The organism is Pseudomonas sp. TH37 (genome assembly GCF_016650735.1).
GTDB lineage: Bacteria > Pseudomonadota > Gammaproteobacteria > Pseudomonadales > Pseudomonadaceae > Aquipseudomonas > Aquipseudomonas farris.
Map to the genome: position 1 here is coordinate 12,864 of NZ_JAEKFD010000006.1, position 17,340 is coordinate 30,203.

General features: G+C 59.9%; 14 protein-coding genes. 1 reads left to right on the plus strand and 13 read right to left on the minus strand.

The features are described 5' to 3' along the window. Positions 1-3: 3 nt before the first annotated feature. Entirely contained in the window at positions 4-1,116 is a 1,113-nt protein-coding gene (locus tag JFU11_RS16605; protein WP_201061376.1) for a hypothetical protein, read from the minus strand. Positions 1,117-1,397: 281 nt separating this feature from the next. On the opposite strand from JFU11_RS16605, the gene JFU11_RS16610 reads away from it, so the two are divergent. After that, positions 1,398-2,030, plus strand: a complete 633-nt coding sequence (locus JFU11_RS16610; RefSeq protein ID WP_201061378.1) for a hypothetical protein — start codon at positions 1,398-1,400, stop codon at positions 2,028-2,030. Positions 2,031-2,048: 18 nt separating this feature from the next. On the opposite strand, the gene JFU11_RS16615 is transcribed toward JFU11_RS16610, so the two are convergent. From JFU11_RS16615 to glnE, 12 genes are all read right to left on the minus strand, one after another. Next, a complete protein-coding gene (locus JFU11_RS16615) occupies positions 2,049-3,335 on the minus strand; it encodes a hypothetical protein (RefSeq protein WP_201061380.1) in 1,287 nt (428 codons plus the stop codon). Continuing rightward, on the minus strand, positions 3,332-4,243 hold the full coding sequence (locus JFU11_RS16620; RefSeq protein WP_187326447.1) for a glycosyltransferase family 2 protein: 912 nt from the start codon (positions 4,241-4,243) through the stop codon (positions 3,332-3,334). The genes JFU11_RS16615 and JFU11_RS16620 overlap by 4 nt, the downstream gene beginning before the upstream one ends. Beyond that, entirely contained in the window at positions 4,230-5,984 is a 1,755-nt protein-coding gene (locus JFU11_RS16625) for a carbamoyltransferase (RefSeq protein ID WP_123721527.1), read from the minus strand. The genes JFU11_RS16620 and JFU11_RS16625 overlap by 14 nt, the downstream gene beginning before the upstream one ends. Positions 5,985-6,158: 174 nt before the next feature. After that, positions 6,159-6,494: a YceK/YidQ family lipoprotein gene (locus JFU11_RS16630; RefSeq protein ID WP_201121337.1), complete on the minus strand. Its 336-nt coding sequence runs from the start codon at positions 6,492-6,494 to the stop codon at positions 6,159-6,161. A 238-nt stretch (positions 6,495-6,732) separates the two neighbouring features. Beyond that, positions 6,733-8,184 (minus strand): lipopolysaccharide kinase InaA family protein, encoded by a 1,452-nt coding sequence (locus JFU11_RS16635; RefSeq protein WP_201061384.1) that lies wholly within the window; start codon positions 8,182-8,184, stop codon positions 6,733-6,735. Continuing rightward, entirely contained in the window at positions 8,184-8,936 is a 753-nt protein-coding gene (locus JFU11_RS16640; RefSeq protein WP_123721529.1) for a lipopolysaccharide kinase InaA family protein, read from the minus strand. The genes JFU11_RS16635 and JFU11_RS16640 overlap by 1 nt, the downstream gene beginning before the upstream one ends. Continuing rightward, positions 8,933-9,667, minus strand: a complete 735-nt coding sequence (locus JFU11_RS16645; RefSeq protein ID WP_123721530.1) for a lipopolysaccharide kinase InaA family protein — start codon at positions 9,665-9,667, stop codon at positions 8,933-8,935. Before JFU11_RS16645 ends, JFU11_RS16640 begins: the two co-directional genes overlap by 4 nt. Beyond that, entirely contained in the window at positions 9,667-10,473 is an 807-nt protein-coding gene (gene rfaP, locus JFU11_RS16650; protein ID WP_123721531.1) for a lipopolysaccharide core heptose(I) kinase RfaP, read from the minus strand. The genes JFU11_RS16645 and rfaP overlap by 1 nt, the downstream gene beginning before the upstream one ends. Further along, on the minus strand, positions 10,473-11,594 hold the full coding sequence (locus JFU11_RS16655; RefSeq protein WP_123721532.1) for a glycosyltransferase family 4 protein: 1,122 nt from the start codon (positions 11,592-11,594) through the stop codon (positions 10,473-10,475). The genes rfaP and JFU11_RS16655 overlap by 1 nt, the downstream gene beginning before the upstream one ends. Beyond that, positions 11,594-12,655, minus strand: coding sequence for a lipopolysaccharide heptosyltransferase I (gene waaC / locus JFU11_RS16660; RefSeq protein ID WP_123721533.1), 1,062 nt, complete (start codon positions 12,653-12,655; stop codon positions 11,594-11,596). The genes JFU11_RS16655 and waaC overlap by 1 nt, the downstream gene beginning before the upstream one ends. A 1-nt stretch (position 12,656) precedes the next feature. Continuing rightward, complete coding sequence (waaF, locus tag JFU11_RS16665; RefSeq protein WP_201061386.1) at positions 12,657-13,691, minus strand: lipopolysaccharide heptosyltransferase II; 1,035 nt, start codon at positions 13,689-13,691, stop codon at positions 12,657-12,659. Between the two features lie 346 nt (positions 13,692-14,037). After that, the gene (gene glnE / locus JFU11_RS16670) at positions 14,038-16,977 is read right to left on the minus strand and encodes a bifunctional [glutamate--ammonia ligase]-adenylyl-L-tyrosine phosphorylase/[glutamate--ammonia-ligase] adenylyltransferase (RefSeq protein ID WP_201061388.1); all 2,940 of its coding nucleotides are present in this window, start codon (positions 16,975-16,977) and stop codon (positions 14,038-14,040) included. Positions 16,978-17,340 lie beyond the last annotated feature (363 nt).

Sequence of the window (17,340 nt, forward strand, 5' to 3'; positions counted from 1 at the left end):
CTGTCAGCATTCGACTTTACCCAGCAGTCGATTGGCGACCCGCTGCAACTGGGCCTTGTCGGCGTTCTTCCAGCCACCCTTGATACAGTAGTGTTCAGAGAGGTAATGGAGAAAATTACGCCGCAACCGCTCATCGAGTGGCCATTGCGGGAAGGCGCGCGCCAGTTCCACCACTTGCTCGGCGTTATCGGCATGCATTACCAGCCCCTCGATATTGAAAAACGCCTGACCGAGGGTCAGCACGGGCTTACCCAAGAGGAGGCTTTCCAGGCCAACCGTCGAGTTCAGCGTGACCACAAACTGACTGGACTCGATCAACTGCTGAGTGGCGTTGCCGTTGGCGAACAACAGACGCTCGTGAGTACGCTCATGCAACTCAGGATACGTTTCGCGACTGGATGGATGCTCCTTGAACACCACTGTCAATCCAGTCTCTTTGGCCAAGCGCTCGCCCAAGGCGAACATCTCGCGCATGTTCTTGATCCAGGGAGAAAACAGCCGAACCTGACTATCGCGGTCGTCCTGGAACGGAATAAAGACGAACTGCTCCGGCAGCACAATCGGTGCCGGGCCACTCGTACGAGGCTGGCGTGGAATCAGCACGGGCACTGCCTGATTTTCAGGAACCGGATAAGGATAGTTGAGATAAAAACCGGCCTCGCGCGGAACGGCGTTCAGGTAGTTCACGCCCCGCGGGTCAACGGTTGTGGTATCGGGCAACAAGCCGTTCTCGAAAAAGAACGTCTTACAATCCGCTGGCGCCAAGGCCGTCAGCAATCGGCAGTAACGATGGGAACCATTCCAGAACACCAGCGCGTCGGGGCGCTCACGATCAAGCAAAGCCTGGGCACGCAGCGCCATCCAAATCAGCTCAAGACGTAACAACAGACGATACAAGCGACCATCGTTTTTGTTCTTGACGCGTCGCTCCTCGCATTTTTCTTCGATCAGGCTCAGCCAGTCGATTCGCGAAAGCACTCTGGAAGTCTGCGACAACCTTGGCCAAGGCATCTGTGGTGGGGTAACGACTTTACCTTGTAGCTCGGTCTCATTGAGTAACCGATTGAAATAGAGGCCTTGATGCTTGGCCAGGGAAATGAACAGCATTGTCGTCATAGGGTGTCCAAAAATAGGCCGCATCCACCCGCCAAAGCGCAATATAACCACGTGCGACAAGTCCGCAGACATCAACACCCTGTTATTCGCCCGTCCGCGTATGGAAGTATAAAACCAGGAATCAGGAGCAAGCACTCTGTGGTATTGCGCCAGGCAACCCCGTGAACGGGCAACTGCCGCTTAAAAAGTGCGGCGATTGTACCACAGCGGTTTTTTGCAGCATGCGCACTGCGGTAACATAGCCGGCTGACCATCCCATCAGGCCAAGCCTTGGAGCCTTGATGCAAACGCTCGACCATACCGCTTATCTCAACATGCGCGAGGGCGCCGACGTTCTCGAGGCCGATGGTAAAGGGGATAAAGTTTTGTGCCTGGCCGATGGCTCGATGCTCAAGCTGTTTCGCCGCAAGCGCCTGCTGACATCTGCGCTTTGGGCGCCTTACGCCCGGCGCTTCGCCGACAACTGCCGAGCACTGCACGAACGCAATATCGGATGCCCAACGGTTCGCCAGATTTATCGCATCCCCAGCATCGAGCGCGATGCCGTGCATTACGACCCCCTGCCCGGTCGCACCCTGCGTCAGTTGCTAGGCACCGATAACAACGAATTTCTTCGGGCACAACTGGGTGAGTTCATTGCACACCTGCATGAGGACGGCATCTACTTTCGCTCCGCACACCTGGGCAATGTGGTATTGACGCCTGAAAACACGTTGGGACTGATCGACATCGCCGACCTGCGTGCCTATCGCAAGCCGCTGCGCAAAGGCCTGCGCCTGCGTAATTTCAAGCATATGTTGCGCTATCCCCAGGATCGCGAGTGGCTACTCAAAGACAACCAGTTCCTTGAGCACTACCTGAACCACCAACGCGTGTGCAATGGACGGGAACTGAGCTTGGCGCTCACCCCTTAAGCCCTTAAACCGCCAGTCTCAGCCGGCGGCAGACAACCTGAAGGTCTCGAAGTCACGCGCAGGGTCTGTGCCTCTTAGCAAGTTATCAACCAGTTGAATGGTCTTTGCCAAACCCTGAGAACCGTATACCAAGTGGTAATCGGCAAAACGCCGGGCTTGGGCCACATGCCCCGGATAATCCTGCTCAAGCGTTTGCAACTGGCGGGAAAACTCATGCTCATCGCGCACTTGAGGCCCAAAAAACAGCGAGTGAGAGAAGATATCCACATCGCTGCCCGCATTCACATGGATCACCGGCCGACCCGCCAGCCCTGCCTCAATACCGGCATTGGACATGATATTGACCACAACGCTGGCCTGCGCCAGAGCGTCCGCCAGTGAACACGTGCTATCCAGCAAATCGATGCTGGCTAACTGCGCAGCGGCATCGCTCCAGAATTGCGCCTTGCTGCGCGGATGACGCTTGAACAGCACGCGATAGTGCGGATGCTGCTCGGCCCAGTTGCGCAGTAACTGATAGGTGCGCTGGTAGCCCGGTTCTTTTTCCCGATCAGGGCCAACCCCCAGAATCAACAACGTCCGCAGAGCGGGATCAGCAACGGGCAGATCATAGGTTTCATCGGCGAGGTAAGAACCGATCAGCACCACCGTCGACTCACCGAACCGCAAGGTTCTTTCTTGCAAGGCAACCAGCGAACTATGGCCAAAGACGCCGTAATAATCGTAGTCATTCATCCCCAATCGCCGTGAAGACTCCAGCGTCGTCGCATGGGCCAGTTGCAGCAGGCGGGCACCACGCGCAGCCAATGCCAAGCGCAGGAACGGCGCATGAAGACTACCGTTGCGCTCGTTGATCAGCACCTTGGGTGAATATGTCATCACCAGCCACTGAGCATGAGCGGCGTATACCAGATAACGCAGCGGCACAGACTGCGGCGGCGCCAGGAGCATGCGCTGGGCGCAGGCGTCCGACGGAGAACGTAACGCTGCCTCCGTCAGGTGGTGCTCGCGCTTGCGCAAGCCCTCGATCAGAATATTCTTGCGCTGCAGCGCCATCGACTTTGGTGCCGAATGCAGCAACAGCACCTCGCAGGGCGCAGCGACCACCGAACCACTCAAGCACGCCTTGGCGCGTATCCCGACCGCCACATCCACCAGCACATCGCGAACCAGGCGAAAAAGACTGCCACAGCGACCATGACGCTCGCGCAGCAGCTTCCAGCGATAACGGTCCAGCTCACGCGCTTTTTGTGCCCAGCATCCCTCAGCCTGGAACACAATTGCATCAGACGGCGGCGCGCTCACTTGAACAGCAACCGAATGGCCTTGCGGGTGTAGGACCAGCGCGTGAGTGAGCGCAGATCGGCGCGCACGGCACGGACGTAAAAAGCCTTGGCGTTGACATAATCGCCGGCACTGTAGCAATCGCGGAACAACGACAGGCAGCGCTGAGCCAGGAAAGCCTGGCGCAAGTCCTGCAGTTCCCGAGGCATTCGGGCCGAGGAAAACACCTCGTCAACCATCCCCACGCCCGCCGCCAGGCTTTGCTTGAGGTCATGGCGCATGCTGTCGCCATGCTTGTAGATCAACGCCAGCGGCTGATCGAGCACAGTGCACGGGAAACGCGCCAGCACCTGAGCAAATACCGGAATATCTTCAACGTTGCGCAAATGCTCAGGATAGTTGCCCGGCGCAAACACTTCGCGATGCATTGCGCAGGCGCCGTTAGACAGCGATACCGTCTTGTCCAGCAAGTAGCCCCGCACACGCTGACGCGGGGTGGCTGGCAAGGGTTTTACGGCATGCTGGACGCGACGACCGTCGTCGAACACCGACCAGTGACCGCCAATGATCAAACGGCTGTCCGGATTGCTGGAGATATGCCGGGTCAATGCAGCCAGCGCACCAGGCGCCATCTCATCATCGGCATCGAGGAAGATCAGGTAATGCCCCCGAGCCTCCTCGATCCCGCGATTACGCACTGAAGACAAACCGCCATTGGGTTTGCGCAGAGCTCTAAAGCACCCCGCATGTTCAGTCAGGAGCTGCTCCAGAACTTGCGGCGTCGCGTCAGTGGAACCGTCATCGATTACCAGCAACTCAGCCTGGGCATCACCCAACTGCGCCAACACCGAATTCACCGCACGTGGCAGGGTTTTGGCGTAGTTATAAGCAGGAATAACGATACTAATCAGCACGTCAGTCAACCGCATACTCGTTGGCACCTTCTTTGACCACCAGAATGTCTTCCATGATCAGGTACTGTAGGTCGGAACCGAAGAACATATTCAAGGCGTCGGTCGGCGAGCAGATCATCGGCTCGCCACGACGATTGAGCGAGGTGTTCAGCGACACGCCGTTACCGGTCAGCACTTCCAGCGCCTTCATCATGTCGTAGTAGCGCGGGTTGTATTCGCGCTTCAACACCTGGGCCCGGGATGTGCCGTCTTCGTGGACGACTTCCGGCACGCGGGTCTTCCACTCTTCAGCCACTTCGAAGGTAAAGGTCATGAACGGCGCCGGATGATCGATCTTGATCATCTGTGGCGCAACGGTGTCGAGCATCGACGGGCAGAAAGGCCTCCAGCGCTCGCGGAACTTGATCTGATGGTTGATCCGGTCAGCCACGCCGGTTGCGCTCGGGCAACCGATGATCGAACGACCGCCCAAGGCGCGCGGACCGAATTCCATGCGGCCCTGGAACCAGGCCACCGGGTTGCCGTCGACCATGATTTTGGCGATGCTTTCCGGCATGTTCTCAAGCTTGCGCCACGCCGGCTTGCTCGGGTGACGGGCACAGGCCGCGAGCACGTCTTCGTTACTGTAGGACGGGCCGAGGTAGACGTGTTCCATCTTCTCGACCGGTACACCACGGGCGTGGGACACGTAAGCCGCAGCGCCGACCGCGGTACCGGCATCGCCGGACGCAGGCTGAACGAACAGCTCTTTGATGTCGTCGCGGGCAATGATTTTCTGGTTCAGCTTGACGTTCAACGCACAGCCGCCGGCAAAGGCCAGCTTGCCGGTTTCCTTGAGCACATCGCCCAGGTAGTGGTCGATCATCTGCAATGCCAGCTTCTCGAACAGCGCTTGCATGCTCGCGGCATAATGAATGTACGGCTCGTCGGCGATGTCGCCTTCGCGCTTGGGCCCCAGCCATTCGATCAGCTTCGGCGAGAAGTAGAAACCCTTGCCCTTCTCTTTATAGCGACGCAGGCCGATGACGTTGGCGTAGTCGGTGTTGATCACCAGCTCGCCGTTCTCGAACGAGGCCAGACGCGAGAAATCGTATTTGCTGGCGTCGCCGTACGGCGCCATGCCCATGACCTTGAACTCACCGTCGAGCATCTCGAAACCAAGGAACTCGGTGATTGCGCCGTACAGGCCACCGAGGGAGTCCGGATCGAAGAATTCCTTGATCTTGTGGATCTTGCCGTTTTCGCCGTAGCCGAAAAAGGTCGTGGCGTACTCGCCCTTGCCGTCGATCCCGAGAATCGCGGTTTTCTCTTTGAAACCGGAGCAGTGGTAGGCGCTGGATGCGTGGGCCAGGTGATGCTCGACCGGCTCGATCTTGATTTTCTTCGGATCGAAGCCCAGTTGCTCGAGGCACCAGACAATCTTGTTGCGATAGCGCTTGTAGCGGCGGTTGCCCATCAGGATCGCATCGAGGGCGCGGTCCGGGGCGTACCAATAACGCTTGGCATAGTGCCAGCGAGCCTTGCCGAACAGGCTGATCGGCGCAAACGGAATCGCCACCACGTCAACGTCGGACGGCTTGATGCCCGCCTGCTCGAGACAGAACTTCGCCGATTCATAAGGCATGCGGTTCTTTGCATGTTTATCGCGCACGAAGCGCTCTTCTTCAGCCGCCGCGACCAGCTTGCCGTCGATATACAGGGCTGCGGAAGGATCATGGCTAAGGGCGCCGGACAGGCCAAGAATCGTCAATGCCACAGGGGTCTAGCCTCTTTAGTCTGCATGCAGGCGCAACGCGCCTCAAAAATTAATGTGCCCTCGCAAGGGGCGAGAGACAGCTAAAGGGCGGGATTATAGCGTAAACGTGGCGGGAATGACCCTGCCCTTATCAGCGCCATGAAGATGACGTCGAGCCCACGCGTTCGCCTTCGCTCATCCGCGACCCGGGCGCCAGTAAATCCTGATATTGCCGTCGGTTGCCTGCCGGTAAATTGTGTACGGCAAGGCAACCGAGTCCAGCGCACCAGACAAGGTCAGATCCAGCAGTACGAATGGCACCAGAATACCGGTGGGATCAGGCGGCGCATGCAGGAGGCAGAAGTCGTGGGCCAGACCGCTATAGATGCGAGGGATGGACTGGCAGTAGGTTTTTTGCTTTCTGAGGCCTCGGGCGGCGGTCTCGTCATCCTGCAACACCGTGACAGCGGTCCCGCAGCCAGATAGCGCCAGTGAGAAAGTGCTCAGCAATACAGCCATTTTTATCGTCAAAATCTGCCCTCCGAGAACGTCAGGCAAACTAGCATCGTGGCTATTCAGGGCACAGTTCACGGGGTCTGGAGATCATGTAGGACGATTCATAAGAACTTGTCCTACATGATCTCGGAAGACTGATCTGGCCCCATCGCGGGCAAGCCCGCTCCCACAGTGATCGCACCGCACACAAAGCCTGTGCACACCACTGAACCTGTGGGAGCGGGCTTGCCCGCGATAGGGTCGAAGACCCGATTCAGGCAGTGCTAGAGATATCTTTGGGCAAACGCTGATCGATCACATGATACAGCGCACTGCTCTCAGGCCAATTGCGCATGAATCGCGCCCGATCCCGCGCGTACGCCGGGGCAAAGCTACTGACCGAGCCATGCTGACACATCGAATCCAGATCGATCAGCGCCCAGCGATCCTGCTGCCAGAACAGGTTATGGCCCTTGAAATCGCCATGGCTGATCCGCTCGCGAATCAGCTCGGCGAACAGGTGATCCAGAGCCTGCAACTCGGCTTCCGGCGCTTCGCCGCTTTCCACGTATGGCGCAAACCGCTCGATGATGTCTGGCCCCGGCAAATACTCGGTCACCAGGTACGCCCGGCTGCGCAGCCAGAGAAAACGCTTCTCCAGTAACGCCAACGGCTTGGGGGTGGCGATGTCCAGGAACGCCAGGCGATTGCCTTCTCGCCATGAGTGCCAGGCGCGGCTCGGGCGCCAGAAACGTTTGAGCCAGTGGGCAAAGCCTTTGATGTTGTAGCGTTTGACCACCAATGTGCGCCCAGCCACCTCGACCTTGCCGACGCTCGCCGCGCCGCCGGTCTTGTACAGATGGCCTTGATCGAGCAAGGCGTCGGCCTGCTCCAGCACCGGCAATATCGCCGCCTCTTCCTCACGGCGAATCGCCCGCAAGCCGAACGCTCCGCGCTGGACGCTGAATAGCGTACATTCGCGGCCGACCTTGATCAGGAAATCCTTCAAGCGCCAGCGACGGACCTTGTCGATCTGTTTCTGCAACGCTTCCATGGGCAAGGCATGCTCGCCGTTTCCCAGCAGGTAATACACCAGCAATTCTTCGGTGAAGGGTTCCAGCGATTTTGGCAACTGGGCGAAAAACACCCCGAGGTTTTCCAGGACTTTGTGCTGTGACAGTGGCTTGCCAGCCGTCTCGGCACAGATCCCGGCACCATCGATCAAATACAACTGACCGCCATGGCGCAACAGGTTGTCCAGGTGCAAGTCTTCCTGCCACAGGCCTTTGCTGTGCAATTGCCCAATGGCGCCCAAGGCCTCGGCCAGCACCGCTGATTGCTCATCCGCCAGCACCGGCAAGTGTTCAACCTGTTTCCAGGCGTCTCCCAGGCTCTCGGCGCCTTCAAGGAAATCGAACAACAACCAGCCGCCTTCGCCGTCCTTCAGGCCATCAGCCAATAACAACGGCGTGGTCAGCCCCTGAGCGGCGAGCAAACGCACGCCGTCCAGTTCACGCTTAAAGTGCCGCGCCGCTTTACCGCCGACCAGCAATTTGGCCAACACCGGCCGGCCGCGCCAGACGCCGGCGCCCACATAACGCTGCCCTGGCAACACCCGCAGCAGGCTCAGCAACTGCAGCTCCGCAGGCCCCGCGGCATCGGCCAGTGGAATGCTCAGCGGCAGGTTTGGGCTGCGGCCGGCGTGTTTCAGTTCGGACAAACGCATCAACGCGCCTCCTTGTGACTGCGTCGCGCACTCAGGCGCGATACCCAACTGTCCACCAGCGAACTGTTCAATGGCTGATCCAGATAAATCGCCAACAACTCGCGCAGCTGACTTTCGCTCCATTCCGGTGCCCGACGCAGCAACGGGTCCAGATCCTTGACCCGATCACGCTGACCAAAAAACAGCGGGCGAGTTTTTTCCAGATCGATCAACCGAGCCTGATAACTGTCGCCGGTGGCCTGGAGAAAAATGTGCTTGGGATAGAAGCAACCGTGGAGTTGATGCACCTCGTGCAGGCGTCGCGCCAGCTGCCCACAGGCTTTCAGAATCGCCGAGTGTTGCACAGCGCTCAGGTCGGACCAGCGCTGCAACAGCGAATCCAGGTCATCCCAACCGTCCAGCGCGCGGGTCAGCAGAATCGCCCGGACTTCGCCGTCGACTTTGCGCTCACCGAAAAATGCCGCCTGCAGCGCCGGTATACCCAGCTTCTGATAACGCCTGATGTTGCGAAACTCACGGGCAAAACTCGGCTCGCCAAAGGGCGAATGCAATGTGCGTGTCAGGTAGTTGCTCTGGCGTTTGAGGTAATAGCTATGACCTTCCAGTTCCAGCCGAAACACACTGCTCCAGCCACCCCGACCGGTGTTGGGTTCGTCCACGGCTTCGAGCTGTTTGGCCCAAAGTGCGTCGAAGGTGCCGAGGCCATGACGTTCAAGCAGCGCACGGTCTTCAGCAGCCAGAAAATCAGTCATTCGCGGCCCTCGAAAAATCTCACCACGTGCCGAATCCGTTTCTTGTCGGCGGCATTGAGCCGGGTGCATTGGCGGTATTGCAGGTAAAAGCGCAGACGCTGGGTGGCCGACAGGTGATATTTGGCCACTTTGTCCAGACAAGCCAGGTCTTTGGTGATTCGGTATTTGAGCCAGAAGCCGCGCCAGAAATCACCGTTGGGGCAGTCGATCAAAAATAGCCGGGGCTCATCGTCGATCAGCAGGTTGCGCCACTTCAAATCGTTATGGGTAAAACGGTGGTCGTGCATGGTCCGGGTATAGCCCGCCAGCTGTCGACTGATGTTGTCGACCCAGGCGCGGTCCGCCAGCTTCGGATCATGCCGACCAGCCAAAGCCGACAAGTCTTCGGTATTGGGCAGCTCGCGCGTGATCATCGCCCCGCGATCGTATGCCGCGCCGCGCCGTTCCAGCCCCCAGGCCACTACTTCGGCGGTAGGAATGCCCCACTTGGCGAAACGCTTGAGGTTCTGCCATTCGGCTTTCACCCGCGGCTTGCCCAGGTAACGGCGCAGGCCTTTGCCGGCGCCGACGTAGCGCTTGACGTAATAGTTGACGCCATTGCGCTGGACGCGAATGACCTCGGACAGTGGATCGCGGGTCAGTCGCTCGCCCTCGAGCGCGAACACCGCGTCAAGACTGCCGAAATCTTCTGCCAGATCGCTGTAAGCAGGTTCCAGTGTCCAACCCGACATCAGAGCGCATCCCCGTATCGCTGCTTACGCTCGTAGAGCTTGTTGGCCTTGCCTTCGAGCCATGCCAACAGCCCCGCTTCTTCAGCCAGAATCTGGCGCAGGGGCTGTTGGAAGTACCCCTTGAGGAAACGCAGTTTGTCGCGACGGGTCAGGCCAATGTCGAGCGCCGAAAAATACAGCGCCGCCAGGTCCTTGTTGCGCCAGCGCTGGGTAATCGTCGGACGGGTCTGAGCACGGTGCAGATCGATCACCGACAGCTTGAAGTCGTCGACTGTCACCGGTTTGTCGGTGTGCAGCAGGAAGTGGCAGATGTAACAGTCGCGGTGGTTGACCCCGGCGCGGTGCATCATGCCGGTCATGCGCGCGACTTCGGCGATCAAGGCGCGCTTGAGTTTTGGCTCGGGCGGCTGCTTGACCCAGTCGATGCTGAAATCTTCGAGGCTGACGGTGGGCGCCAGCTCTTCAGTGACGATGAATGAATGCTGATCCGCGGGGTTGCTGCCCTTTTCGCCGTAAGCGACGGCGGTCATGGTCGGCACGCCGACTTCTTGCAGGCGCTGAATGGCCTTCCACTCCTGGCCCGCGCCAAGCACCGGCAGCTTGGCGGTCAGCAGGTTCTTGAAGATCTCGCCCCAGCCGATGCCACGGTGGATTTTCACGAAGAACCCGTGACCATCCACTTCGGTACGCAGTGTCCGGCGCGCTTCAAGCTCGCGGTACACCTCGCCCTCGAGGCCCTCGACTTCGGCGAACGGGTCGCGTCCGGCCCAGAGGCTCTTGAACGGTTCAGCCAGCATCAACTTCATTAAGCGTGCTCCGCCAGAATCACATCGGCCGCGTGCTGCGGCATGCTGTAGAGGTCGGCCGTCTCGGCGAAAGCCAGACCGTTGCGGCTCCAGGCCGCCCGTGCATTTGCGTCGTTCAACATGCCGGTCAGGTACTGCGTCAGTTGCGCCTGATCGAAGGGTTCGTCCAGCACCAGACCGGCGTCGGCCTCGGCGATGTAATGGGCATAGCCGCACACCGCGCTCACCAGCACTGGCAAGCCGGCTACCACGGCTTCAAGCAGCACCGTCCCGGTATTTTCGTTATACGCCGGGTGGATCAACAGATCGGCACCGAGCAGGAAACGCGGGATATCGCTGCGGCCCTTGAGGAACTGCACGTTGTCGCCGAGCCCCAATGTGGCGCTCTGCAACTGGAATACTTTGGGGTCGTCCTGGCCAATTACAAACAGCCGGGTGCGCTTTTTCAGTTCGGCGGGCAAGGCAGCCAGTGCCTTGAGGCTGCGGTCCACGCCCTTGGTCTTGAACCCGGAGCCGATCTGCACCAGCAGCAGTTCATCATCTTTCAGGTTGAATTCGCGACGAAACTCGGCACGGATCTGGGCGGCATTGGCCGGCGCGCGACGGTCCTGAGAGATACCCGGCGGCAGTAAATGGAAGCGCGCAAGCGGCGTGTCGTAATGCTTGATGAACAGCGGCTGCTGCACTTCGGAAATCATCAGCACTTCGGTCTTGGCATCCTTGCCAAACACCGCGCGCTCGTACTCGGCGAAGTGCCGGTAGCGGCCCCAACGACGGTACAGCGAGTTGCGCAGGTTTTGCGCCTTGTCTTCGAAGCAGCCGTCGGCGGCGTAGTAAACGTCCAGGCCCGGCATCTTGTTGAAACCGATCAGGCGATCCACCGGACGCTTGGCCAGATCGGCCTCCATCCACTCGGTGAGCTTCTCGTTGCGCCGATGATTGAAGAACGCCTTGACCGGTGCCACCAGCACTTCGAAACCCGGTGGAACGTCGCCTTCCCAGATCAGTGTGTAGACGCGAATCTGATGGCCGCGCTGCTGACACTCCAGGGCGATGCGCATGAAGTCGCGCTGCAAGCCCCCGAATGGAAAGTACTTGTACAGGACAAATGCCAATTGCATCAGCGCAGCTCCTCAGCCAGTAACAACGTGCTCAGTCGGCTCGCGACACGCTCGGGATTCAGACGCGTGAAGCACAGGGGCCACTCGCGTTTCAGGTCGAACCGACGGGCATCGTCGGCCGTCGGTTGATAAGTGCATTTCTTTTGCAGGCACGGCGCGCAGGGAAAGTCGCTGGCCATGTGAATCTGCGACTTGCCGTACGCACCGGTCAGGCCCGGGTTGGTCGGGCCGAACAGCGACAGGGTCGGCACGTCCAGCGCCGCAGCGAGGTGACCGAGACCGGTGTCCACCGCTACGCAGGCTTGCGCCCCGGCCAGAACTTTACCGACACCTGCCAGGTTCAGCTTGGGCAGCACTTCGACGTGTCGCATGTCTTTGGCGATGCGCTCGGCGCGGGCCTTTTCGATCGGATTACCCCACGGCAGCTTCACCGCCACGCCGAGGTAACCCACCCGCTCGGCCAACTCGCGCCAATAGGCTTCGGGCCAATGCTTGGTGTCCCAGGTGGTGCCATGGAGAAACACCACGTACGGATTCTTGCGCGGCAATTCCACCAGTCGTTCGACGTTCAGGCCATAGTCGCCTAGCCCCTTAGGCAGGTCGTAACCAAGTGCCACTGCGAACAGCTGGCGCACTCGCTCTACCGCGTGCTGCCCACGGGCCACGGCCAGACGTCGGGAATAGAAACGCGCGGCGATCGGTTCGCGGGCCGAGTTCTTGTCCAGCCCGGCCACCGGGGCTTTGGCGTAGCGAGTCAGCAACGCGCTTTTCAGCAGGCCCTGGGCATCGATCACCAAGTCGTATTTTGTCGCGCGAATGCTTTGTTTGAAGCGCTTCCACTCGCCACTCTTGATGGTCTGCCAGATGTTCTTGCGCCAGCGACGGATCGCCACCGGAATCACCTTGCCCACGGCCGGGTGCCAGGTCGGAATCTCGGCGAAGCCTTCTTCCACCACCCAGTCGAACGTGATGCCGGGGATCGCCCGCGCTGCGTCGGTCAACGCTGGCAACGCGTGAATCACGTCGCCCAGCGAAGAAGTCTTGATCAACAGTACCCGCAAACTATTTGACCTCGACCACAGTGCCCAGCAACCGCTGCAAGGCTTCGTTCACTGCCTTCGGCATGAGCTGGCGCAAGCAATTGTAATGACCGAAACGGCAGGTGCGATCGAAGCACGGACTGCATTCGATGCCCAGGCGTACGATTTCGACGTGCTCGGCCAATGGTGGCGTGAAACCCGGCGACGTCGAGCCGTATACCGCCACCAATGGGCGGTTCAGCGCGGCGGCCACGTGCATCAGGCCGGAGTCGTTGGAGACCACCGCATCAGCGCAGGACAGCAGATCGATGGCCTCGGCCAGAGAAGTGTCGCCACTGAGGTTCACCGACTCTTCACGCAGACCGGGAATCAGTCGCGCGCGAATGTCTTCGCCGACCGCATGATCGTTTTTCGAGCCGAACAGCCAGACCTGCCAGCCTTCACGGATCTTCGCTTCGGCGACCTTCGCGTAGTGCTCGGACGGCCAGCGCTTGGACTCGCCGAACTCGGCGCCGGGGCACAGCGCCAACACTGGACGGTCGAGGGCCAGACTGAATTTGGCCAGTGCGCCGTCGCGGGTCACCGGGTCGATCTGCAGGCTCGGCCGCGGATACGGCTTCGGCAACTCGACGCCGGGCTCAAAGGCCAGGGCCATGAAGCGCTCGATCATCAGCGGGTAACGTTCTTTGTCGAGCGTGCGCACGTCATTGAGCAGGCCGTAGCGGAATTCGCCACGCCAGCCGGTGCGTTTCGGGATACCGGCGAAAAACGGTACCAGTGCCGACTTCAGGGAATTGGGCAGCAGGATGGCCTGGTCGTACTGACCGACCAGGGACTTACCGATGCGCCGACGCGTCGCCAGCTCCAGCACGCCGTGGCCGAGCGGGAAGCTCAAGGCTTGGCGCACTTCGGGCATGCGCTCGAGAATCGGCCGGCTCCACTCGGGGGCCAGCACGTCGATTTCGCATTGCGGGTGGCGCTGCTTGAGACACTGAAAAAGTGTCTGCGCCATCACCATGTCACCGACCCAACTGGGCCCAACGATCAGAATTTTCATGTGGTTTCCAAAAACGAGCCGGGGAGGCATACGCCTCCCCGCCTCGAGAATCCAGCACCTTCGGGGTGAACCGTCAGGTCATTTGGACGAGCCGATTGGGGCTCGTCGGATCAATTTTGTGCACATCCATGCGATACAGCTTAGCTGCCTCAATCTACCAAACACCGCAGATCCAGTGTGGGAGCGACCTGTGGCGAGGGGGCTTGCCCCCGTTGGGTTGCGAAGCAGCCCCAAAAATCTCTGATATGCCAAAGATCTTGTGAGTGCTACGCACTCAAACGGGGGCAAGCCCCCTCACCACAGGCCCGCTCCCACATTGGGTACCAGGTGTTGCAAACATCCCGTCTCAGCTTAACCCCAGCTCGCGCCAGATCCGCATTACCTGCCGTCGTTCATCCACAAACTGGTCGCCCGGTATCACGCCGGCGTCCTTCTGCAAGGCCTCCCGGTGAGCGGCGGAGCGATAGGCCTTATAGGCCTCACGCAACAGGCTGGCGTCTTCGGCGGGCATCAGCCCGACCTCCTCCAACCCTTCCAGAATGCGGATATTGTCGGTATAGCGCAGTAACGACGGATGCGCCTCAGACCATGCCAGAGCCGCGTATTGCACCATAAATTCAATATCGACGATACCTCCGGCGTCCTGCTTGAGATCGAACGGCGCCGTGGCCTCGAAGGCATTTGCCGCCGTGCCCGCCGCCGTGCTCTTGCTGCCGAGATTATCGCGCATCTTGGCGCGCATCTCGCTGACCTCCTGGCGCAAGGTCGGCAGGTCCCGCGGCTTGGCCAATACCGCCGCGCGAACCTTCTCGAACGCTTGACCGACATCCTGACTGCCCACCAGCACCCGCGCCCGCACCAGCGCCTGGTGCTCCCAGGTCCAGGCTTCGTTTTCCTGATACCGGGCAAATGCCCCCAGGGAACTCACCAGCAAACCGGAGGCACCGGACGGCCGCAGGCGCATGTCCACTTCATACAGCTGGCCGGAGTTGGTCTGCGCCGTCAGCAAATGAATGATGCGCTGCCCGAGCCGGGTAAAAAACTGTGCGCCATCGATAGGCTTCGGCCCGTCGGTTTCGGCCTGCGGATCGCCGTCGTGGATGAACACCAGATCCAGGTCCGAACTGTGCCCCAACTCCAGACCGCCGACTTTCCCGTAACCGACAATGATGAAACCAGGGTCGCACAAGCTGCCGTCGGTGCGCAGCGGCGTACCGTACTTGGCCACAGTCTGGCGCCAGGCCAGGGCCAGCACTTGCTCGAGGATCGCTTCGGCGAGCCAGGTCAAATAATCACTGACCTTCATCAAGGGCAGGCTGCCGGCGATTTCCGAGGCGGCGACGCGCAAGCGGTGCGCCAGTTTGAAATGCCGCAGGGCTTCCATTTGTTGTTCGAGGTCGTCTTCGGGAATCCGCGTCAAACGCTCGCGCAACTCGGCGGCCAATTCCGGCGCCAGCGGTGGCTTGAACAGCCGGCCTTCGTTGAGCAACTCATCGAGCAGCAGCGGGAAGCGCGTGATCTGTTCGGCAATCCATGGGCTCGCGGCGCACAGCGTCAACAAGCGGCGCAAGGCGCCGGGGTTCTCGGTCAACAACACCAGATAGGCGGAACGACGCGCCACGGCTTCCACCAGTGGCAGTACTCGCTCCAACACCAGATCGGGATTGGCATGCTCCACAGCCTGAGCCAGCAAACGCGGAATAAAAGCATCGAGGCGTTCACGCCCCAGGCGCTGCATGGCGCGCAATTGCGGACTGCCGCGCAGGCTGGCCAAGGCTTTCAGCGCTTTGGAGGCGTCGGCGAAACCACCCTCTTCCAGCTGACGGCAGGCGGCCTCCTCGTCCTGGGCCTCTTCCCACAGCGGCAACCATTCCCCGCCGACCACCACTTCGCTCTCGGCGCCGGCCTCTTCATCGGGATCGGCGATCACCTGAGCAAAGTGCCAGGCCACCCGGCCACGCCAGTACATCAGCTGTTCGTGGAATGCCGTCCAATTGGCAAACCCGAGCATAAAGGCAATGCGTGCCTGATCCTGCTCACCATCCGGCAACATCTGAGTCTGGCGATCGGCAATCGCCTGAATCGCGTGTTCGGTGTAACGCAGAAATTCGTAGGCTTCACGCAATTCGCTGACCACCGCCGCCGGCAGGTAACCCTGACCTTCGAGGGTGCTCAGTACTTTTAATAGAGGACGCTGTTGCAGGCTCAGGTCGCGGCCACCGTGAATCAGCTGGAAGGCCTGCGCGATAAATTCGACTTCACGAATGCCGCCCGAGCCCAACTTGATGTTGTCGGCCATGCCCTTGCGCCGGACTTCCTGCTGGATCAGCTGCTTCATGGTGCGCAGCGCTTCGATGGCCGAGAAGTCCAGGTAACGTCGATAAACGAACGGCCGCAGCATCTCTTGCAGTTGCGCGCCCGCCACTTGATCGCCAGCCACCACGCGCGACTTGATCATCGCGTAGCGTTCCCAGTCGCGGCCCTGATCCTGGTAATACTGTTCCAGCGCATTGAAGCTCAGCACCAGCGCGCCGGACGAACCATACGGCCGCAAGCGCATGTCGACGCGGAACACGAAACCGTCGACGGTCATCGGGTCCAGCGCCTTGATCAGCCGCTGGCCGAGGCGAATGAAAAATTCCTGGTTATCCAGCGACCGCTTCACACCGACGGTTTCGCCGCCCTCGGGGTAGGCGAAGATCAAGTCGATGTCCGACGACAGATTCAGCTCCACGGCGCCGAGCTTGCCCATGCCGAGGATGACCATCTGCTGCGGCTCGCCGATACGTCGCCCGGTGGGCGTGCCGAACTGCTGGCAATGGCGCTGATACAACCACTGATAGGCCTGATCGATGCTGGCATCGGCCATGTCCGAGAGGTCGCGACAGCTCTGGATCAGATCGGCCTGGCGAGTCAGGTCGCGCCAGATAATCCGCACTTGCTGGCGTGCGCGCTGGCGACGCAAGGCGCGACCAAGCTGGTCGTCGGTTTCGGCGGTGCTCACCGCCGTCGCAATCTGTGCGCACAACTCGCCCGGCGCAAAGACGCGATCCAGTTCGCCGGACTGCACCAGCTCCAGCAACATCAAAGGGTCACGCACACTCTGTTCAATGACAAAGTCGCTGGCCGCGGTGACGCGGGCAAATTGCGCCCAGCGCTCAGGCGTCCAGACAGACAGGCCATGATCATCGGCAAGCGCCGCGACAGCCGTACGGAACGACTGCTCGGCACGGGTGACAAATGGCAGGAGTACGCCGGGCAGTTCGGCAAGCGAAGGGAGGCTCATGGTCTATCCTTGATCGGCGTGTGAAGGGCTGCATGTAGTGATTCGTGAAAATTCGCTACCTGACCGACTGTCGAACAAAGGTTAGAAATAGCTGAAATTTGTTTATTTTTGGCAGCGATCATCAAGCCTTCACCTTTTTTGGTTGGCAAAAGACCAACCTTAACGATTATTCTCACAACGCAGCCGGAGGCCACAAGCCAATCTTCTGTAGTTTTACTACTCGTCTATACATTCGAAAGGCTGAAATGCCCGATGATTTGTAGTAAAACTACACGCCGCCGGAACATACCTCTCGGCAATCCAAGAATTTATATCGTCTGCCCACAAGGCCAGTCGCAAACTCAGGCAACCGATTCTGGAAGC